This window comes from Sphaerisporangium viridialbum (genome assembly GCF_049674955.1).
Classification (GTDB): Bacteria; Actinomycetota; Actinomycetes; order Streptosporangiales; family Streptosporangiaceae; genus Sphaerisporangium; species Sphaerisporangium viridialbum.
Map to the genome: position 1 here is coordinate 6,995,193 of NZ_CP187232.1, position 20,149 is coordinate 7,015,341.

General features: G+C 70.1%; 19 protein-coding genes. 9 read left to right on the plus strand and 10 right to left on the minus strand.

What is annotated here, in order from left to right; genetic code table 11:
• Positions 1-4: 4 nt before the first annotated feature.
• Positions 5-925, minus strand: coding sequence for an NlpC/P60 family protein (locus tag ACOZ38_RS31645; RefSeq protein WP_424534749.1), 921 nt, complete (start codon positions 923-925; stop codon positions 5-7).
• Positions 926-1,198: 273 nt separating this feature from the next.
• Entirely contained in the window at positions 1,199-2,521 is a 1,323-nt protein-coding gene (locus ACOZ38_RS31650) for an NYN domain-containing protein (RefSeq protein WP_424534750.1), read from the minus strand.
• A gap of 224 nt (positions 2,522-2,745) precedes the next feature.
• Here ACOZ38_RS31650 and ACOZ38_RS31655 point away from each other — a divergent pair, with 224 nt between their 5' ends.
• Complete coding sequence (locus ACOZ38_RS31655; protein WP_424534751.1) at positions 2,746-3,879, plus strand: phosphotransferase family protein; 1,134 nt, start codon at positions 2,746-2,748, stop codon at positions 3,877-3,879.
• A gap of 33 nt (positions 3,880-3,912) precedes the next feature.
• On the opposite strand, the gene ACOZ38_RS31660 is transcribed toward ACOZ38_RS31655, so the two are convergent.
• Positions 3,913-4,449 carry a hypothetical protein gene (locus ACOZ38_RS31660; protein ID WP_424534752.1) on the minus strand — a complete coding sequence of 179 codons (537 nt, stop codon included), beginning with the start codon at positions 4,447-4,449 and terminating at the stop codon, positions 3,913-3,915.
• Positions 4,450-4,660: 211 nt separating this feature from the next.
• Between ACOZ38_RS31660 and ACOZ38_RS31665 the strand changes: the two genes are divergently transcribed.
• Both ACOZ38_RS31665 and ACOZ38_RS31670 read left to right on the plus strand, forming a co-directional pair.
• The gene (locus tag ACOZ38_RS31665) at positions 4,661-6,394 is read left to right on the plus strand and encodes a DEDD exonuclease domain-containing protein (protein WP_424537119.1); all 1,734 of its coding nucleotides are present in this window, start codon (positions 4,661-4,663) and stop codon (positions 6,392-6,394) included.
• A gap of 163 nt (positions 6,395-6,557) precedes the next feature.
• Complete coding sequence (locus tag ACOZ38_RS31670; RefSeq protein ID WP_405151907.1) at positions 6,558-6,845, plus strand: Lrp/AsnC family transcriptional regulator; 288 nt, start codon at positions 6,558-6,560, stop codon at positions 6,843-6,845.
• 31 nt (positions 6,846-6,876) lie between these two features.
• On the opposite strand, the gene ACOZ38_RS31675 is transcribed toward ACOZ38_RS31670, so the two are convergent.
• From ACOZ38_RS31675 to ACOZ38_RS31685, 3 genes are all read right to left on the minus strand, one after another.
• The gene (locus tag ACOZ38_RS31675) at positions 6,877-7,758 is read right to left on the minus strand and encodes a sensor histidine kinase (RefSeq protein WP_424534753.1); all 882 of its coding nucleotides are present in this window, start codon (positions 7,756-7,758) and stop codon (positions 6,877-6,879) included.
• Positions 7,759-7,947: 189 nt separating this feature from the next.
• The gene (trpD, locus tag ACOZ38_RS31680; protein ID WP_424534754.1) at positions 7,948-9,027 is read right to left on the minus strand and encodes an anthranilate phosphoribosyltransferase; all 1,080 of its coding nucleotides are present in this window, start codon (positions 9,025-9,027) and stop codon (positions 7,948-7,950) included.
• Between the two features lie 198 nt (positions 9,028-9,225).
• Entirely contained in the window at positions 9,226-9,621 is a 396-nt protein-coding gene (locus tag ACOZ38_RS31685; RefSeq protein ID WP_405152095.1) for a hypothetical protein, read from the minus strand.
• A gap of 181 nt (positions 9,622-9,802) precedes the next feature.
• Here ACOZ38_RS31685 and ACOZ38_RS31690 point away from each other — a divergent pair, with 181 nt between their 5' ends.
• From ACOZ38_RS31690 to ACOZ38_RS31705, 4 genes are read left to right on the plus strand one after another with little or no spacing between them, the layout of a single operon-like run.
• A complete protein-coding gene (locus tag ACOZ38_RS31690; RefSeq protein ID WP_363921884.1) occupies positions 9,803-10,417 on the plus strand; it encodes a cytochrome c oxidase subunit 3 in 615 nt (204 codons plus the stop codon).
• Between the two features lie 17 nt (positions 10,418-10,434).
• Positions 10,435-11,265: a c-type cytochrome gene (locus ACOZ38_RS31695; protein ID WP_424534755.1), complete on the plus strand. Its 831-nt coding sequence runs from the start codon at positions 10,435-10,437 to the stop codon at positions 11,263-11,265.
• The gene (locus tag ACOZ38_RS31700) at positions 11,258-12,331 is read left to right on the plus strand and encodes a Rieske 2Fe-2S domain-containing protein (RefSeq protein ID WP_424534756.1); all 1,074 of its coding nucleotides are present in this window, start codon (positions 11,258-11,260) and stop codon (positions 12,329-12,331) included. The genes ACOZ38_RS31695 and ACOZ38_RS31700 overlap by 8 nt, the downstream gene beginning before the upstream one ends.
• Entirely contained in the window at positions 12,328-13,992 is a 1,665-nt protein-coding gene (locus tag ACOZ38_RS31705; protein ID WP_424534757.1) for a cytochrome b, read from the plus strand. The genes ACOZ38_RS31700 and ACOZ38_RS31705 overlap by 4 nt, the downstream gene beginning before the upstream one ends.
• A gap of 80 nt (positions 13,993-14,072) precedes the next feature.
• On the opposite strand, the gene ACOZ38_RS31710 is transcribed toward ACOZ38_RS31705, so the two are convergent.
• The 4 genes from ACOZ38_RS31710 to coxB form a co-directional block, all read right to left on the minus strand.
• Positions 14,073-15,350, minus strand: a complete 1,278-nt coding sequence (locus ACOZ38_RS31710) for an Ig-like domain-containing protein (protein WP_424534758.1) — start codon at positions 15,348-15,350, stop codon at positions 14,073-14,075.
• A 253-nt stretch (positions 15,351-15,603) separates the two neighbouring features.
• Positions 15,604-15,999 (minus strand): cytochrome c oxidase subunit 4, encoded by a 396-nt coding sequence (locus ACOZ38_RS31715; protein ID WP_405151914.1) that lies wholly within the window; start codon positions 15,997-15,999, stop codon positions 15,604-15,606.
• Complete coding sequence (gene ctaD / locus ACOZ38_RS31720; RefSeq protein ID WP_424534759.1) at positions 15,996-17,672, minus strand: cytochrome c oxidase subunit I; 1,677 nt, start codon at positions 17,670-17,672, stop codon at positions 15,996-15,998. The genes ACOZ38_RS31715 and ctaD overlap by 4 nt, the downstream gene beginning before the upstream one ends.
• Positions 17,669-18,331, minus strand: coding sequence for a cytochrome c oxidase subunit II (gene coxB / locus ACOZ38_RS31725; protein ID WP_405151916.1), 663 nt, complete (start codon positions 18,329-18,331; stop codon positions 17,669-17,671). The genes ctaD and coxB overlap by 4 nt, the downstream gene beginning before the upstream one ends.
• Positions 18,332-18,691: 360 nt before the next feature.
• Between coxB and ACOZ38_RS31730 the strand changes: the two genes are divergently transcribed.
• Positions 18,692-19,828 carry a cysteine desulfurase family protein gene (locus ACOZ38_RS31730; RefSeq protein WP_424534760.1) on the plus strand — a complete coding sequence of 379 codons (1,137 nt, stop codon included), beginning with the start codon at positions 18,692-18,694 and terminating at the stop codon, positions 19,826-19,828.
• A complete protein-coding gene (locus ACOZ38_RS31735; protein WP_424537120.1) occupies positions 19,828-20,106 on the plus strand; it encodes a sulfurtransferase TusA family protein in 279 nt (92 codons plus the stop codon). Before ACOZ38_RS31730 ends, ACOZ38_RS31735 begins: the two co-directional genes overlap by 1 nt.
• Positions 20,107-20,149: the final 43 nt, after the last annotated feature.

Sequence of the window (20,149 nt, forward strand, 5' to 3'; positions counted from 1 at the left end):
GCGCTCAGGGACGTACGGCGCCGAAGATGCCCCGGTAGGACGAGAGCGGGACGACCTTCACGATGTCCCCCGTACGAGGGGCGTGGACCATCTTGCCGCCGCCCGCGTACATGCCGACGTGGCCGAGGCCGGAGGCGAACAGCAGGTCGCCCGGCTGCAGGGCGTTCAGGGAGACCCGGCGTGAGGCCCCCCAGGAGTACTGCTCGGCGGCGGTGCGCGGCAGGCTGACCCCGGCGGCCCGCCAGGCCGCCTGGGTGAGCCCCGAGCAATCGTAGGAGCCTGGACCGGTCCCGCCGTACCGGTAGGGCTTGCCCACCTGTGCGAAGGCGAACTGGAGCGCCGTGCGCGCGTTGCCGGAGGCGGAGCCGGTGTACTTGATGCCCGGGCTGTTGGGGTTGCCGGCGTTGTAGGCGTTGAGGCTGCGGAGCAGGCGCTCCTGCTCGCCGACCAGCTTCTCGACGTCCTTCTTCTGCTTGCGGAGGTCGTCGAGCAGCTTGATCGCCTTGTCGTAGGCGCCCTTGGCCTTGTCGCGCTGCCCCTTGACCGAGCGGGTGGCGACCTCGAACTCCGCCAGGGTGCGCGACTGGCCCGCGGACATCTGGTCGACCGAGGCGAGGCCGCTGAGCAGCGACTCGGGGTCGCCCTGGGTGATGAGGTTGGGCCAGGCCAGCAGGTCGCCCGACTGGTAGGTGCTGACCGCGACCGACACCAGGCCGGCGCGCAGCCCCTCGATGGTGTCGAGCTGCTTCTTGAGCCGGCCGTTGAGGTCGTTGTACTCCTTGCGAGCCTTCTTCCAGTGCTCGCCGGCCAGGTTGTAGCGGTCCACCACCTTGTCGGCCTGGTCGTTCAGCTTGGCGAGCCTCGCCTTGGTCTGGGCGACCGTGGGCTTGGGCTTCGCCTCCGCTCCGCCTGCTTGCGTCAACAAGACCGCGGCGATGAGCCCGGCGGCCACCGGTACCCGCCCGGCTCCCCGGATGCCACGCACGACCACTGGGACGTCAGCCCCCTCATGTGAGACAAGTGAGACAACCTGGGCCGAGATCTTACAGAAGCCGCACTGCTAACTGCACCTTTTCATCGGTAATTGGTTTCAATAAGACAACCCCCGTTTACCGGACAGGTGACGGTCTCAGGGGGCACCCCAGAACGGCCCTCCAAGCCCGGGCGCGAAGGCGCCGGGACCGAGGGCCGGGCGGGCTCAGGCGCGGCTGAGGCGGCGGAGCAGGAGGGTGGCCGGCACCGGGCGGGCGCCCATGCGGCGTACCGAGTCGGCCACCTCGCGGTCGGACGACACGACGGCGACCGCGCGCCCCGGGGGCTCCGCGCGCACGAGCTGCCTGATGAGGTCGTCGGCGATCTCCCCCGGCGCGCTGAACAGCACGCGCACGCCGCGCGGCGCGGACACCTGCACCGGGCCGTTCAGCTCCGCGCCGTCGAACGCGCAGGTGACCTCGACCCGGGTCTGCACGGCGAGGCCGCCGAGCCCGGTGAGCAGCCGCGAGCGCTGGTCGAGCAGGGTCAGCGAGGGGTAGCCGGTCTTGGTGACGTTGTAGCCGTCCACGACCAGGTGCAGGTGCGGGATGGCCAGGAGCTGGTCGAGCAGGGCCGGGTCGTCGTCGGCGAGCGCGCGTGCGGGCACGGCGCGCACGGACGGCCGGCCCGGGCTCACCGCCGTGACGGAGTCGGCCGGCTTGCTGATCGCGACGGGCAGTGCCAGCTCGCTGCGCAGCCCCGCCGCCGCGTCCTGGAGGCTGTCGAGGAGCACGCGGATGCGGGCGTCCTCGATGCTGCGCCCCTCGCGCGCCGCACGCCTGCTGGCCTCCACCTGCCGCTCGGCGTCGGTGAGGCGCTCGCGCAGCTTGCGCAGCTCACTCTCGGTCGCGCTGGTCGCCGAGGTCACCGCCGCCCTCGCCTCCTGCTCGCGCACCTGCAGCTCGGCGGCCCGCTCCTCGGCCACCCGCACGCGCTCCCTGGCGTCGTGGAGCCTGCGCCGCAGGTCGGCGATCTCGGCCTTGGACACCCTGAGCTGCTCGCGCAGCCGGTCGGTCTCGTCCTTGGCCGCCGCCTTCTGCGCGGCCAGCTGCTCGCGCAGCCGTACGACCGTCTGCTCCTGGGCGGTGCCCTCGGCCGCCGCGGCGGCCTGCTCCAGGTCGGCGCGGGCGGTCTCCACGAGGTCGGGCCAGCCCGGAGGCCGCGTGAGGTAGGCGGCGGCGGCCACGAGCACCGGCTCGGCCGCGGGAGGGACGTTGCCCTCCTCCAGGCTGGCGACCAGCTCGGGCCACGCCTCCTGCAGCGCCTCGGCGACAATCTCGCGGAACTCCTTGTCGGTCTCCAGCTGCGCGGCGATCGGCGCGCTGCCCAGCCGGGCGCGCTTGCGCGGGTCGAACCTGGCGATGCCCTTCAGCGGCGGCGGGATCGTGGCGGGCTGCATCGAGCCGAGCACCTGGGCCGCCAGCTCGACGACATGTAAGCGGACCTGCTCGGGCAGCGGGCGAGACAGGCCTTCTCCGGCTGAACTCATCCGTCTTCCCCTAGCTGACTGGCCATTCAAAATCCGTCTATCCGACAAGGGTACGGCTGGCGCGTTCGTGGTCAGCGCGCTTCGCACCCGGTTCCTCACCCACCGCCGCCCCTTACGCCACCGCGGCACCCGCTCGCGCGCAGGTGAACGACAGGCGAACGGAATATGGACAAGCGCTTGGTGGCCGTTATACGACTGGGCCACCACGGATGAGGGAGGCCACCATGCCGAGGCTGGACGACCAGCGTGCCGAGACCGGAGAAATGCGGACGTCCACCCGTGACCTGGGCGAACTTCGCCGGTGGATGCGGGCCTGGCTCGCGGGCCGGCTCGCGGGGGCGTCCCGGGTGTCGGTGTCCGAGCTGACGCGCCCGTCCGGCAACGGCCTGTCCAGCGAGACGCTGTTCTTCACCGCGTCCTGGGCCGAGGGCTCGGGCGAGCGGGAGGTCGAATGCGTCGCGAGGATGGCCCCGGCCGCCGAGGCGGTGCCGGTCTTCCCCGAGTACGACCTCGGCAAGCAGTTCGAGGTGATGCGGCTCGCGCGCGAGCGGGCCGGCGTCCCCGCGCCCCGCACCCTGTGGTTCGAGCCCGACCCGGCCGCGCTCGGCTCGCCGTTCTTCGTGATGGAGCAGGAGAAGGGCGACGTCCCGCCCGACCTCGTCCCCTACACCTTCGAGGGCTGGCTGGTCGACGCCTCCCCCGCCGACCTGCGTCGCCTGCAGACGGAGACCGTGCGGATCCTCGCCCGGCTGCACGACGCGCCCGTACGACCCGAGGAGCTGGACTTCCTGCGGCCGGGCCATCCGGGCGACTCGGCGCTGCGGCGGCACGTCAACGAGCAGAGGGCTTACTACGAGTGGGCCCACGGGTCGCTGCGGATCCCCGTCCTGGAGGACGCGTTCGCCTGGCTGGACGACAACTGGCCGCGGTCCACCGGCCAGGACGTGATCAGCTGGGGCGACGCGCGCATCGGCAACGTGATGTACCGCGACTTCACGCCGGTCGCGGTGCTCGACTGGGAGATGGCGGCGGCCGGGCCCAGGGAGATCGACCTCGCCTGGATGATCTTCCTTCACCGGTTCTTCCAGGACGTAACCGTGATCATGGGTCTCCCCGGACTCCCCGCCTTCATGACCCGCGAGGACGTCTGCGAGCAATATCGCTCCATGTCAGGGCACACGCCGCGGGACATGGAGTTCTACGAGATGTACGCCGCCCTGCGGCACGGGATCATCATGGCCCGCGTCTGGCACCGGCGGATCCACTTCGGCGAGCTGGAGATGCCGGACGACCCGAACGACCTGGTGATGCACCGCGCCGCGATCGAGAGCATGCTCGACGGCCGCTACTGGGACTGAGAACAGGCCCTCGATCGGGCGCGGCACGGCACGTCAGCGCAGGGAGATGACGGTCCTGGACTTGACGATGAGGTCCCCGCGCGCGACCTCGTCCACGTAGTCACGCGTGCTCAGGCCCGACTCCAGCCCGACGGCCCTCGCGTAGTGACCGACGTAGTACTTGCCGGCGTACTTGTACTTGATCGAGACCTGCATGGTCATGGAGATGGTGTCCCTGCCGCGCAGCGGGACGACGCAGTACGCGCGGGAGGCGGAGTATCCGCACTTCGCGTGCGACGGCTTGGAGGTGAAGCGCACCTTGGACACCGTGTTCTTCGGCAGGAACGCGGCGAGCACCAGCCCGTCGGCCGTCAGCCCCCGCAGGTGGACGGCCTTGTAGCGGAACGTCGCGACGCCGCCGCGCCTGAGCCTGGTGGGGTACCAGACGTACACCTTCCCCTTCTGTGCCCCGGCGGAGGCGGCCTGGACGGGCACGGTGGGGGTGGACGCGGCCCCGGCCGGGGCGGACGTCCAGAGAAGTGATCCCGCCGCGAGGGCGAGAGAAGTGATCGATGCCGGTAACCAGCGCATACGCGCCTCCCCGTGAACAGTGGGTTGAAACGGCGCCGCACGTGGGCGGTCCAGTCGCCCGAACGGTCGCCGTGTGTGGACGGTGGATCCCTCGGATGGCCCGGTGTGGCAGGCGCATCCGAACATCAGCCGTATAACGACCAAGAACTCCAGGGGTTGCGATCAGATCGAGGACCGCCGTGCGGAACTGTCGGACCTTGCTCGTATGGTCATGGTCGTGGAGATCGGGGTTCAAGGAACGCTCGACGAGCTCGGCACGCCGCTCGACCAGGTGACCTTCGTCGTCTTCGACCTGGAGACGACCGGCGGGTCGCATGCGGAGCACGCCATCACCGAGATCGGCGCGGTCAAGGTGCGCGGTGGCGAGGTGCTGGGCGAGTTCGCCACCCTGGTCGACCCCGGGCGTCCCATCCCGCCGTTCATCACGGTGCTCACCGGCATCACCGACGTGATGGTGATGGCCGCGCCGCGCGTCGAGCAGGTCCTGCCGTCGTTCCTGGAGTTCATCCGCGGGGCCACGCTGGTCGCGCACAACGCCCCGTTCGACGTGGGCTTCATCAAGGCCAACTGCCAGAAGCACGGCTATCCCCCGCCCGCCAACCCCGTCGTCGACACCGCCGACCTGGCCCGGCGCGTCCTCACCCGCGACGAGGTGCCCAACTGCAAGCTCTCCACCCTGGCGAGGATCTTCAGGAGCACCACCGAGCCGTGCCACCGCGCCCTGGCCGACGCCAAGGCCACCGTCGACGTGCTCCACGTGCTGATCGAGCGGGTCGGGGCCTACGGCGTGCAGACCCTGGAGGAGCTCAAGGGCTTCGTACGGGCCCCCACCCCCGAGCAGAAGCGCAAGCGCCACCTCGCGGCGAGCATCCCCAGCACCCCGGGGGTCTACGTCTTCGAGGACGAGCGCGGCGAGGCGCTGTACGTCGGCAAGAGCGGCGACCTGCGCCAGCGGGTGAGGTCCTACTTCACCGCGAGCGAGACCCGCCCGCGCATCCGCGAGATGATCGGCATCGCCGAGCGGGTCCGGCCGATAGTCTGCGCCACCGGCCTCGAGGCCGAGGTCAGAGAGCTGCGGCTGATCGGCGCCACCAAGCCCCGCTACAACCGCCGGTCGCGCTTCCCCGAAAAGGTCGTCTGGCTCAAGCTCACCGACGAGCCCTTCCCCCGGCTGTCCATCGTGCGCGAGGTCAAGGCCGACCAGGCGACCTACCTCGGCCCGTTCTCCTCCGCGCGCGGCGCCGAGGACGCCAGGTCGGCGCTGCACGAGGCGGTGCCGCTCCGGCAGTGCACCGAGCGCATCACGCCGCGCACCCGGCGGCCCGCCTGCGCCCTGGCCGAGATGGGCAGGTGCGGGGCGCCGTGCGAGGGCCGGCAGAGCGCCGACGACTACCGGCGCCACGTCGAGGAGGCCCGGGCCGCCATGGAGCACGACCCGGGCCCCGTGTTCTCGGCCCTGGAGACCCGCATGGAGCGCCTGGCCGCCGAGCAGCGCTACGAGGAGGCCGCCGTCGACCGCGACCGGCTCGCCGTCTACGTGCGCACGGCCGCGCGCATGCAGCGGCTGCGGTCGCTCACCGGCATCCCGCAGCTGATCGCGGCCAGCCCCGCCTTCGCCGGCGGGTGGGACATCCACGTCGTGCGCCACGGCCGGCTCGCCGCCGCCGGGGTGATGCCCAGGGGCGCCCACCCCACCCCGTACGTCGACGCCCTGGTGGCGACCGCCGAGACCGTTTCCCCCGGCCCCGGGCCCCTTCCCGCCGCGGGCGCCGAGGAGACCGAGTGCATCCTGCGCTGGCTCGACTCCCCCGGCGTGCGGCTGGTCCGGGTCGACGGCACCTGGAGCCTCCCCGCCCGCGGCGCCGGCCGCCTCAAGGAACGCATCGACCTCGCCTACAAGGGCGTCCCGCCCCACCACCCCCGCGAAGGCCGCCCCCTCCGCTGACCCGGCGACCCGCCTGCGCGCGGCGAACCCTCGTAGATCTCGAACGAGGAACACCTCGGAGAACGCGGACCACCCGGCGGCTCCGCCGGCGAGAGCCGGTGGCGGTGATCGACGGTGGCGGCGTTAGAGTCGGGCCAAGTCATACTCAAAGGAGAGAGCTCGAATGATCACCGCGATCGTGCACATCAAGGCGGAGGTCGACCGGATTCCCGAGGTCGCCCAGACGATCGCCGAGCTCGACGGGGTCAGCGAGGTCTACTCGATCACCGGCGACTACGACCTGCTGGCCATGGTCAGGGTGGCCGCCTACGACGAGGTCGCCGAGGTGATCCCCGGGCGCGTCAACAAGGTCCCCGGCGTGCTCGCGACAGAGACCCACCTGGCCTTCCGCACCTACTCCAAGCACGACCTGGACGCCGCCTTCTCCATCGGCTTCACCGAAGCCGACTGATCCGGCCCGAAGGATCTCTCTCCCAGCGGTGCTAGGCGCTCGTCCGCCGGCGGGCCGCCGGGCGTGAGGTGGTGGTCGCCGGTAGGCGGGCGCGTACCTCGAAGCCGCCGCCGGGGAGGGCTCCGGCCGAGAACGATCCGCCGAACAGCGCCGCGCGCTCGCGGATGCCGATCAGTCCGGCGCCGAGGACCACGGCTCCCCGCGCGCGCCCGTCGTCGCGTACGCGCACGTCCAGCAGCCCTGGCCGCCACCGCAGTGCTACCTGCGCCGTACGTGCCGAGGCGTGCCGCTGCGTGTTGGCCAGCGCCTCCTGGACGATCCGGTAGGCAGAGACCTCCAGCGCCTCCCCCACCGAGACGGGACGGCCGTCCTCGACGAACTCGACACCGAGCCCCGACTCCCGCGTGCGCGCGACCAGCTCGGGCAGGTCGGCCAGGCCCGGCTGCGGTTCCATGCCCCAGGCGGTGCCGGTGGCGGCCTGGAGCAGCACCAGCATCCGCTGGAGCTCGGTCAGGGTCTGGCGGCCGGTCTCCTCGGCCGCGTGCAGCGTCTCGCGCGCCCGCACGGGGTTCTTCTCCATGATCATGCGTCCGGCGCCCACGCCGAGCGTCATGACGCTGACCCGGTGGGCCACGAGGTCGTGCAGCTCACGGGCGATCTTGATCCGCTCCGCGGTCGTCGTGGCCATGGCGAGCGCCTCCCGCTGCGCGGCGAGCGCGTCCCTGTAGGCCGACAGCTCGGCGCGCAGCCGGCGCTCACGGCCACGCCGGTTGAGGATCAGGCGCCTGCCGAAGGCCACGGCACCGCCCAGCGGGACGACGAGCGCGACCCCCGCCAGACCGGGCGTGCCCCACGACTCGGCCTGGATGGCCGCCAGGGAGGCGATGGCGGCGAGAAGGTCGGGGTAAAGCATGGCGGCAGCCTAGAAATGTCACGAAATCCGAACATCCACTCGTGGGAGGATCTCAGGTCATCCCGTGAGGGGACGCGCGCGGATGACGCGCCCGGCAGGCTATGCCGACCGGGTGCGGCGCACCCGTGCACACGCCCCATCGCCCGGCTCCGTGTCCGGGAGCCCGGCTTCGAGCGGTCTCTCCGCGGATCAGGCCTGCCGGTGGGAGCGGCTGATCTCCACCCAGCGGGCGAGGGTCTCGGTGGCGCGGCCGGAGTCGACGGCGTCCGACGCGCGCTCGTACGCCGACCTCATGGCCCCCGCGAAGGCCTCCCCCGAGATGTCCTGCCCGGGCTCGGCGGCGACGGTCGCGGGATCGAGGCTCACCAGGGCGGCGGCGGCGTTGAGGAGCACGGCGTCGCGGACGGGGCCGGTCTTGCCGCCCACCAGGTCGTGCACGGCGCGCGCGTTGAACTCGACGTCGCCGCCGCGCAGCGCGTCGGGCTCAGAGCGCGGAACCCCGACGTCGAGCGGGTCGAAGGAGATCTGGACGGCCGTGCCCTCCCTGACCACCCAGACCGTCGAGGTCGTGGCCGTGGACAGCTCGTCGAGCCCGTCGTCGCCCCGGAACACCAGCGCGGACACGCCCCGCTCGGCGAAGACCCCGGCGACGACCGGCAGCATGCGCGCGTCGTAGACGCCGATCGCCTGCGACGACGGGCGGGCAGGGTTGGTCAGCGGGCCGAGGAAGTTGAAGAAGGTGGGGATGCCGATCTCCTTGCGCACCGGGCCGGCGAACCGCAGGGCCGGGTGGTAGACCGGCGCGAAGCAGAACGCGATGCCCGCCTCGACGGCGGTGCGCGCCGTGAGCTCCGGAGGCAGGTCGAGGACGACGCCGAGGTACTCGAGGACGTCGGCGGCGCCGCACGACGAGGAGGCCGCGCGGTTGCCGTGCTTGATCACCCTCGCCCCCGTGGCGGCGGCGACGATCGCGGCCATCGTCGAGACGTTGACGGTGTGGGCGCGGTCGCCACCGGTGCCCACGATGTCGACCGTCGGGCCCTCGACCGACAGCGGGGTGGCATGGTCGAGCATGGTGCGCGCGAGCCCGACGACCTCGGCGACCGTCTCTCCCTTGGCCCGCAGGGCCGTGGCGAAGGCGGCGATCTGGGCGGGCGTCGCGGCCCCTGACATGATCTCGTTCATGGCCCATGCGGTCTCGTCCGCGGTGAGGTGCTCGCGGGCGAGCAGCGCCGTGAGCAGCGTGGGCCACGTCGTGCGCGCGTCCATGGGTTCTCCGGTCGGTGAGAGATGTGGGGAGGCCGGGCGGTGCCGCTCAGCGAGTGGCCTGGCCGGCGCGGCCCGGGCGCGAGCCCGGGCCGGCGCGTCGCAGGGTCGGACGCGGGAGGCCCGGCCGGCACCGCTCGGCCGTGGGAGGCCTGGCCGGTGCCGGTCGGTGCCGGGGTGCGGGAGTCGGCCGGTGCCGGCTCAGCGGGTGACGCGGGAGGCCGAGCGGTGCCGCATGAGGCCCGCCACGGCCTCGGCCAGCGCCATCGGGTCGAGCGGCTGGGCCACCACCGCGTCGGCGCGGGACCAGTCGGCGAGCCATCGGTCGTCGCGGCGCCCGATGATCAGGCAGATCGGCGGGCAGTCGTGGACCTCGTCCTTGGCCTGGCGGCTGATGCCCATGCCCCCGGCGGGGACGGCCTCGCCGTCGAGCACGGCGACGTCGATCTCGCCGGAGTCGAGCTGCTTGATGACGGCGGGCTGCGTCGCGCACTCCACGATCTCCACGAGGGGCACGTCGGCGGCCGGACGCCGCCCGATCGCCAGCCGCACCTTCTCGCGGGTGCTTGCGTCGTCGCTGTAGACGAGAACCCTCATGCTCACGGTCGCGCTCACTATCGATTGACGAGGTATGGTCACCACGGATGCTACCTGTCCCCGCCGACGGAATCCCAGACCAGTCAGACTTGGCGTAGTTCCAGCCTTATGTCTCGTTTATGGGACCGATGCGCCCCCAACCGGGGGGTCGTGCGGCGACCCGACCAGGAGAGCCGCAATAATGCTGGGCGTGGCGACAGCATCCGCAATTACGACGACGACAGCACCATCGTCCCGCCGGCCCAACCTGGTCAGCGTCGGGACGATCGTTTGGCTGTCCTCTGAGCTCATGTTCTTCGCGGCGCTGTTCGCGATGTACTTCACCATCCGGTCGGTCAGCCTCGGCCAGGGCAAGCCCTGGCCAGAGACTCACCTGGACGTCCCTTACGCGCTGGTCAACACGATCGTCCTGGTCCTGTCGAGTGTGACGTGCCAGCTCGGCGTGTGGGCCGCTGAGAAGGGCCAGGTCAAGAAGCTCCGGTTCTGGTACGTCATCAGCTTCCTCATGGGCGCCTGGTTCGTCGGCGGCCAGCTGTACGAGTACCACAACCTGGTGAACGAGGGCCTGACCCTGTCCTCCAACGCCTATGGTTCGGTCTTCTACCTGACCACGGGCTTCCACGGCCTGCACGTGACCGGTGGGCTGATCGCGTTCCTGTTCATGCTGGGACGCACGTACGCCGCGAAGCGCTTCACCCATGAGCAGGCCACCAGCGCGATCGTCGTGTCCTACTACTGGCACTTCGTCGACGTCGTCTGGATCGGCCTCTTCGCGACCATCTACATCATCAAATGATCGGAACGAGGATATCGGTGAACTCGATCACCGCACGGAGGCGGCATCCACTCGCGCGATATGCCGTCCTCCTTCTGGCCCTGAGCCTCCTCGGAGGGGTGTACGCCCTGCTGGCGCCCGGAGGCGACCGGGCCGACGCGGCGATCGCCTCCGGCAAGGCGGACGACGTGGCCGCGGGCAAGGCGCTCTTCGCGGCGCACTGCGCGAGCTGCCACGGCCTGAACGCCGAGGGCTCCTACACGCCCGGCGGTGCATCGGGCCCGAGCCTCATCGGCGTCGGCGCGGCGGCCGTCGACTTCCAGGTGTCCAGCGGCCGCATGCCGTTCTCGGGCCCCGGCCCCCAGGCTCCGCGCAAGCGGCCCCCGGAGTGGGTCAACCCCGACACCGTCCGGCAGCTCTCCGCGTACGTCCAGTCGCTCGGCGGCGGCCCGACCAAGCCCTCCCTGGAATCGGTGGACCCCGCCAAGGGCGACCCCGCCAAGGGAGGCGAGCTGTTCCGGGCCAACTGCATCCAGTGCCACAACTTCGTCGGCTCGGGTGGCGGTCTGACCTACGGCAAGTACGCGCCTCCGCTGAACCCCGCCACGCCCACGCAGATCTACGAGGCGATGGCCACGGGCCCGCAGGCCATGCCGGTCTTCAACGACAGCACGATCACCCCCGAGCAGAAGCGCGACATGATCGCGTACATCATCGGCGCCCGTAACCAGCCCGACCCGGGCGGCAGCGGCCTCGGCCGGATCGGCCCCGTCACCGAGGGCCTCGTGGCCTGGGTCGTGGGCATCAGCCTCCTCGCCCTCGCCGCCATCTGGATCACCGCGAAGAAGCGTCAGGCCAACCATGACTGATAACCCGAACGACATCGAGCAGCCGGAGGAGCGCGTCCCGAGGCGCGTCATCGGCACCCCCCCTCCGAGGGGTGAGGACTCGATGCTCGGCGCGCCGCCCACGGGCGGCGGGCCGATCGTGCACGAAGGGGTGAAGTTCCCCGACCCCGCGACCGCGCGCAAGGGCGAGCGCATCGCCGCCCTGCTGTTCCTGGTGGCCTTCCTGGCCGGCGTCGGGTTCGTGATCTCGTACGTCGTCTTCCAGGTCGGCACGATCGACAAGACCCAGGTCTCCAACTTCGCCCTCGGCGGCACGCTGACGATCGCCCTGCTGTCGCTGGCGGCCGGCCTCGTGGTCTGGGTGCGGACGATCATGCCGAAGTACAGCCTGGTGCAGGAGCGCCACACGATGGCGACTGCGCCCCAGGTGCGCGAGGAGATCGAGCGGACCTTCCTGCAGGGCGCCGAGGAGAGCGGCATCGTGCGGCACAAGCTGCTGCGCCGCACGCTCCTGCTGGCCTCCGCCCCGCTCGGCCTGCTGCCGCTGGTGCTGCTGAAGGACCTCGGCCCGCTGCCGGGCACCACGCTGCGGCACACGGTCTGGAAGAAGGGCCGGCGCCTGATCGTCGAGGGGACCCACGAGCCGATCCGCGCGGCGGACTTCAACTCCCCCGGCGGCATCCTGTCGGTGGTGCCCGAGGGGTACGAGGAAGACCTCAACGCCCTGGCCAAGGCGACCTTGATCCTGATCAAGTTCCGGCCGGAAGAGATCAAGTCGGGCACCAAGCTCAACTGGACCTACGACAGCATCGTCGCGTATTCCAAGATCTGCACTCACGTGGGCTGTCCGGCAGCGCTCTACGAGCAGACGACGCACCACATCCTCTGCCCCTGTCACCAGTCCACCTTCGACGCGGCAGACGGGGCGAAGGTCATCTTCGGCCCCGCCGCGCGTCCCCTCCCCCAGCTGCCGATCGCTGTCGACGGCGAGGGGTACCTCATCGCACAGAGCGACTTCAACGTTCCGGTCGGCCCCAGCTTCTGGGAGCGCGGGGACGCCGAAGCCGAAGCTAGGGGGCAGGCATGAGCCTCGACGGCCCTCCCAAGGCCATCGCGGGACCCGCGAGTTTCATCGACGACCGCATCGGCGCCGGGAGCTTCCTCAAGCGCAACCTACGCAAGGTCTTCCCCGACCACTGGTCGTTCCTGCTGGGTGAGATCGCGCTCTACTCCTTCGTCATCCTGCTCCTCACCGGCACGTTCCTGACGTTCTGGTTCAAGCCGAGCATGGCCGAGGTCGCCTACAACGGCTCATACGGGCCGCTGGTGGGCGTGCACATGTCCCAGGCCTACGAGTCCTCGCTGCACATCAGCTTCGACGTCCGCGGCGGCCTGCTGATCCGGCAGATCCACCACTGGGCGGCGCTGCTGTTCGTGGCGGGCATGATGGTGCACATGCTCCGGGTGTTCTTCACCGGGGCGTACCGCAAGCCGCGCGAGCTCAACTGGATCATCGGTGTGCTGCTGCTCACCCTGGCGCTCGCCGAGGGCCTGACCGGTTACTCCCTTCCCGACGACCTGCTCTCCGGCGCGGGCCTCCGGATCACCGAGGGTGTGGCCATCTCGCTCCCGCTGGTCGGCACGTACATCACGTACTTCCTGTTCGGCGGCGAGTATCCCGGGGAGGACGTGATCTCGCGGTTCTACAGCATCCACATCCTGCTCATCCCGGGCATCCTGCTGGCGCTGATCTCCGCTCACCTGATTCTGATGTGGGTGCAGAAGCACACGCAGATGCCGGGCAAGGGCCGCACCGAGCAGAACGTCGTCGGCGCGCCGTTCTACCCGTCGTTCATGATCAAGTCGGGCGCGTACTTCCTGTTCACCTTCGGCGTCCTGGCGCTGCTCGGCACGTTCGCCCAGATCAACCCGATCTGGCTGTTCGGTCCGTACACGCCGGCGGACATCTCGGCGGGATCCCAGCCCGATTTCTACATGGGCTTCCTGGAAGGCTCGCTGCGGCTCATGCCCGCATGGGAGATCAACTTCCTCGGGTACACCCTGCCGCTGAGCGTGCTCATCCCGGCCCTGCTGCCGATGGGCATCATCATGACCGGCCTGGCGCTCTACCCGTTCGCCGAGCAGTGGATCACCGGCGACAAGAGCGAGCACCACCTGGCCGACCGGCCCCGCAACAACCCGCACCGCACCTCGATCGGCCTCGCGGCCATCACGTTCTACGGTGTGCTGTGGCTGCTGGGCGCCAACGACTGGATCTCGGCGAAGTTCCACATCTCGCTCTACACCACGACCGAGGTCGGCCGGGTGCTGGTCATCGTCGGGCCCGCCATCGCGTACTTCATCACCTACCGCGTGTGCATCGGGCTCCAGCGTAACGACCTTGCGCTGGTGTCCCACGGTGTGGAGTCCGGGGTCATCAAGCGCCTGCCGCACGGTGAGTACATCGAGGTCCACGTGCCACCGGCCGACGACCTCGTGGCCCACATCCAGGGGAAGAAGCCCATCCCCTCCATCGAGGCCGCCCCGGACGGCGACGGCGTCCCCCCGAAGGGGATGCGGAACCCGCTCGGCAGGCTCCGGGCCAAGCTCAGCGAGACGTACTCGGCGGACACCGAGGCCATCGCGCTCGACGCGGCCCACGACGGCCACCACAACGGGCACGAAGCCACGCCCGCCGCGGTCGGCACGGGCCACGGCGACGAGGAGACCAAGTCCATCGGCCACTGAGCCGGTAGCCCGGTAGTGACACTGAGAGGGCCCGGACGCGAGATCGCGTCCGGGCCCTCTCGGCGTTCCCCGTCAGAACATCAGGAAGTGACCTTCTTCTTCTCGTCCGCCGTGGTGGTGGTGTGGTCGGCCACGGGGTACGCCGACAGCGTCTCCGTGGTGAACCCCGACCGCAGGCCGCTCCAGCGGAGCCACTGGGGCCAGGTCTCCTGCCAGTGGCCCCACCCGTTCGCCGGGTCGAGCTGCCGCGGCGTGCCGCTCACGATGATCGGGTCGCCGATCAGGGTGGTCTCCTTGAACCACTTGGCGTTCGAAGGGCTGACGTTGATGCAGCCGTGGCTCACGTTGGAGTTGCCCTGCGAGCCCACCGACCAGGGAGCGCCGTGCACGTACTCGCCGCTGTCGGAGATGCGCACGGTGTCGTACACGGTGAGGCTGTAGTAGCCGGCGCCTCCTGGCCCGGTGTCGGGGTTGGTCATGGTGGTGACGTCCTCGCGTGACATCGCCAGGTGGACGCCGTTGGTCGTGTAGTGCCGCCAGTCGCCGCCCTCCCCGGCGCTGAGCGGCACCGTCCTGATGACCTGGCCGTCGCGCTCGACCGTCATCTGGTGCGACACGGTGTCCGCGTGGCTGATCTGGGACCGCCCGATCGTGAACTCGCGGACGTAGTCCTGGCTGCCGTACATGCCGGCGCCGCCGTGCACCCCGGCGAGCTGGGCGACCAGCTTCACCTTGGTGTGGGCGGGCCAGTACTTCTTGGGCCTGAAGGAGACCGACTTGTCGTCGAACCAGTGCCACGCCCCCTCGATCGGATTGGAGGCCTGCACCATGAGGTTGCGCTCCACCGAGACCCGGTCGGTGATGGGATGGTCGAAGGTCAGCATGATGGGCATGCCGACGCCGACCGTCAGGCCGGTGATCTCCTTGTTGGGCAGGATCTTGTCGACGGCGAACAGCTGGGTCGCCTTGACCGTCGAGAACTCGCTGCTCACCTGCTTCGTCTTGCCCGAGGGGTCCACGGCGACCACGGTCACCTGGTAGGTCTCCCCCGGGGCCATCCCGCGCTTGCTGCGCCATTGGGTGCGGTCCGCGCTCAGCACGCCCGCGATCGGCGTGTCCTTGGACTTGACGCGCACGTTGACGCTCCTGAGAGCGCCGTTGACGGCTCCGACCGTGACGGGCAGCTCCGGTGCCACCTGAGTCGCCCCGTTGCCCGGAGAAACGCTCACAGCCAGGCCGGACCGTGAACCAGCGGTATCCTGCCCCTCTCGATCGCTGCCGCTCGTACAACCGCCCGCCAGCAACAGGGCCAGCGCCCCGGCTCCAAGGGCGACCACCCGGATCTCGACGTGTCCCACGTTACGTCTCCCCCGCTCCGATGGATCACTCCTTGTGAGTTATTACCCGGTTACAGCGTGTCGCGTACCTTCGCTCAAGGAGAAACGCCGGGAGGACCTGCAAAAAAGGCCTCGCGGACGACCGACGGTTCCTTGAAGGAAACCGCCGGCCGCCCGCGAGGAAGGCCGTACGGAGCGCGCGATCAGAGGTGATCGCCGAGGGGGCGGGCGAAGGCCGGCCGGGCGTGCGAGCGCGCGCCGGCCTCCCTCCCGGTCAGTGCGAGAAGTGACCCCGGTAGTACTGGAACACGAACCCGATCGAGGCCATGATCACCGCGAAAGCCCCGATGAGGAACATCCACCAGCCGATGACGAAGCCGACGACCATGAACGCGGCGGCCAGGCAGACGAACAGCGGCCACCAGCTCGACGGGCTGAAGAAGCCCAGCTCGCCCGCGCCGTCGCTGATCTCGGCGTCCTTCCTGTCCTCCGGCTGCTCGCCGATGCGGCGGGCGGTGAAGAGCAGGTAATAGCCGATCATCAGGGCGAGGCCCACGGAGATGGCCAGCGCGGTCGTGCCGGTCGGCTCCTTCGACCAGAACCAGTAGACGAGGTCCACCGCGGCGAAGAAGACGCCGCAGAGCAGAAACATCCAGCCCTGAACCTTCATCGGGCCTCCTCCAGCTCCTCGACCGGCGCCAGCCGGTGCGGGTTGTGCAGGTCGAACGCGGGACGCTCCGACCGGATCCGCGGCAGCGAGGTGAAGTTGTGCCGGGGCGGCGGGCACGAGGTCGCCCACTCGAGGGAGTTGCCGAAGCCCCACGGGTCGTCCACGGTGACCTTGGGAGCGCTACGCCACGTGCGCCAGACGTTGTACAGGAACGGCAGCGTCGAGGCGCCGAGGATGAACGCGCCGATCGAGGACACGACGTTCAGGTCGGTGAACCCGTCGGCCGGCGAGTAGTCGGCGTAGCGGCGGGGGAAGCCCTCGACGCCGAGCCAGTGCTGCACCAGGAAGGTGGTGTGGAAGCCGATGAACAGCGTCCAGAAGTGCCACTTGCCCAGCGTGTCGTTCAGCATCCTGCCGGTGAACTTCGGCCACCAGAAGTAGAAGCCGGAGAACATCGCGAAGACCACGGTGCCGAAGACGACGTAGTGGAAGTGCGCGACCACGAAGTAGGAGTCGCTGGCCTGGAAGTCCAGCGGCGGCGAGGCCAGGATGATGCCGGTCAGGCCGCCGAACAGGAACGTGACCAGGAAGCCGACCGCGAACAGCATCGGCGACTCGAACGATAGATGGCCGCGCCACATCGTGCCGATCCAGTTGAAGAACTTTACTCCGGTCGGAACCGCGATGAGGAAGGTCATGAACGAGAAGAACGGCAGCAGCACCTGGCCTGTGACGAACATGTGGTGCGCCCACACCGCCGCCGACAGGCCCGCGATGCTGATGGTCGCGGCGACGAGGCCGATGTAGCCGAAGACCGGCTTGCGGCTGAAGACCGGGAGCACCTCGGTGATGATGCCGAAGAACGGCAACGCGATGATGTACACCTCTGGATGCCCGAAGAACCAGAACAGGTGCTGGAAGAGCATCGCACCGCCGGTCTCCGAGTCGAAGATGTGGGCGCCGAGGTGACGGTCGGCCTCCAGCGCGAGCAGCGCGGCGGCCAGCACCGGGAAGGCCAGCAGCACCAGCACGCTGGTGAGCAGGATGTTCCACGTGAAGATCGGCATCCGGAACATCGTCATGCCCGGCGCGCGCATCGTGACGATCGTGGTGATGAAGTTCACCGCGCCGAGGATGGTGCCGATGCCGGACATCGACAGACCCATGATCCACAGGTCGCCGCCGAGGCCCGGGGACGAGACGGCGTCCGACAGCGGGGTGTAGGCGGTCCAGCCGAACGCGGCGGCGCCGCCGGGGGTGAAGAACCCGGAGATGGCGATCAGGCTTCCGAACAGGTAGAGCCAGTAGCTCACCATGTTCAGCCGGGGGAACGCCACGTCGGGGGCGCCGATCTGCAGCGGCATGAGCTCGTTGGCGAAGCCCGCGAACAGCGGGGTCGCGAACATGAGCAGCATGATCGTGCCGTGCATGGTGAAGAGCTGGTTGAACTGCTCGTTGCTCACGAACTCCAGGCCGGGCTGGGCGAGCTCGGCACGCATGATCAGCGCCATGACGCCGCCGATCAGGAAGAACGCGAAGGAGGTGATCAGGTAGAGGTGCCCGATCACCTTGTGGTCGGTCGACGACGCCCACCGGGCGATGACCGTGCCCTTGCGGGCGCGCCGCTGGGCGGCGATGGCCGCCTTGGTCGGGGGTTCGTTGATGGCGGTCACTGGGCACTCCCCGCCTGGCTGTTGACGTACTGGTCGTACTCGGCCTGGGGCACGAGCTTCACCGTGAAGAGCATGCGGCTGTGGTCGACGCCACAGAGCTCGGCACAGCGTCCGGCGAACTCTCCCGTCTTGTTGAGCGTCTCGATCTCGAAGACGTTCTTCACGCCGGGGATGACGTCACGCTTGAACAGGAACGCGGGCACCCAGAACGAGTGGTTCACGTCCGGCGACACGAGGTCGAACTGCACCTTCTTCTGCACCGGCAGCACCAGCACGGGCCGCTGGGCCGGCGTGCCGACCACGCTGACGACCTTGCCCTGGTACTCGCTGGTGAAGCGCCAGCTCCACTGGAAGCCCTCGACCTTGACCTTGACGTCCGGGTTCCCCGTCACCTTGGTGATGGCGTTCTCGTCACGGGCGGTGAAATAGAAGAACACCGCGACCATGATGATCGGCACCGTGGTGTAGAGGATCTCGATCGGCAGGTTGTACCGCACCTGGGGCGGCAGGGCGTCGGTCGTGTTCTTGCGCTTGCGGTGGAACGCGCAGGCCCACAGGATCAGGCCCCAGACGACGACACCGACGGCAAGGGAGGCGATCCAGGCACCGTTCCAGAGACTCTGGATGATGCCGGCCTCCTTGGTGATGCCCTCCGGCATGCCAGCACGAGACCACGTACCAACGCCATCACACGCCGTCAGGGAGACCAGCAGCGCCGCCAAAGCGACGGCGCGTGGCACCCTGCGACGGGCCAACGGACGCCGTATATAACGGCGGGTCGGACTCACGGATCGCCTACCCCACAGATAAAGCCCAAGAGTCCCCCTCCTGGGCGATCGTTTCCAGATTCACGAGATTCGCGCTCTTAGTTGTCTCACGTCACGCTGGGGGACACATTAGCGCGCACTGGGGTCGCCCTCCTTCCCAGCCCCCGTTAACGTGTTCGAGCCGTTGCGGGATCCGCCCGCGGGCGTCGGCCCAGGCGGGCCGCCGCCGGGCGCGGGTGCGACCATGAACCCGTGGCGTACTTCGACGCGGCATCGACCGAACCTCTGCACCCCGCCGCGCGTGAGGCGCTGATCGCGACCCTCGACGCGGGCGGCGCCGACCCCGCGCGCCTGTACGGCCCGGCGCGGCGGGCGCGCGTCCTGCTCGAACGGGCCCGCGCCGAGGCGGCCGAGGTGATCGGCGCCCGTCCCGACGAGGTGTCCTTCACCTCCTCCGGCACGCAGGCCGTGCACCTCGGGGTGCTCGGGACGCTGCTCGGGCGGCGGCGGGCCGGGCGCACTCTGGTCACCGGAGCCGTCGAGCACTCCAGCGTCCTTGCGGCCGCGGCCGTGCACCAGCGCGAGGGGGGCACCGTCGAGATCGTCGGCGTCGACCTCACGGGACGGGTCGACCCCGGCGAGTTCGGCGCCGCCGTCGCGCGGGAGGGCACGGCCCTGGCCTGCCTGCAGACCGCCAACCACGAGGTCGGCACCCTCCAGCCGGTCGCGGAGGCCGCCGAGGCGTGCCGGTCGGCCGGGGTGCCGCTGCTGGTCGACGCGGCCCAGACGCTGGGGCGGCTGCCCGTCCCGGCCGGTTGGTCGGTGCTGGCGGCGAGCGCCCACAAGTGGGGCGGTCCCGCGGGGGTGGGGCTGCTGGCCGTCCGCAAGGGCACCCGGTGGCGCTCCCCGCTGCCCGAGGACGAGCGGGAGCTGCGCAGGGTGCCCGGGTTCGAGAACGTCCCCGCCGCCGTCGCGGCCGTCGCGGCGCTGCGCGCGGTGACCGCCGAGGCCGAGGAGGAGAACGCGCGGCTGTCGGCGCTGGTCGACCGCGTCCGCGAGGCGGTGCCCCGGCTGGTCCCCGATGTGGAGGTCGTGGGCGACCCCACGCGACGGGCACCGCACATTGTCACGTTCTCCTGCCTTTACGTGGCAGGTGAGGCAATATTGACGGAGTTGGACAGGGCCGGGTTCGCGGTGTCTTCCGGCAGTTCGTGCACGGCGAGTACGCTACGGCCATCGCACGTGCTGGAGGCGATGGGAGTGCTCACGCATGGGAACGTCAGGGTGTCTCTGCCCAGGGGCGCGTCCGCCGCGGAGGTCGACCGCTTCCTCTCCGTCCTGCCCGGCATCGTCCGGCGCGTCCGCGAGAGCGTAGGGGTGAGATCGTGATGATGGCTGGCCGGCAGAAGTCCGCGCCCGGCGAGGCGGCGCAGCCGTCGGCCGCGCTGACGATCGACGCGCTCGGGCGCAAGTGCCCCATTCCGATCATCATGCTGGCCGAGCGGATCAACGAGGTGCCGCTCAACGCGACGGTGGCCGTGCTGGCCGACGACCCGGCCGCCTTCACCGACGTGCCCGCCTGGTGCAGGCTGAAGTCCCACCACCACGTGGCGACCTACGAGCTGCCCGGGGGCGGCTGGGCCATCCACGTGCGGCGCAACTACTGACGGCGTGCCCGCCGGGGACACCGGCGGGCGCGAGCGGGAGTAA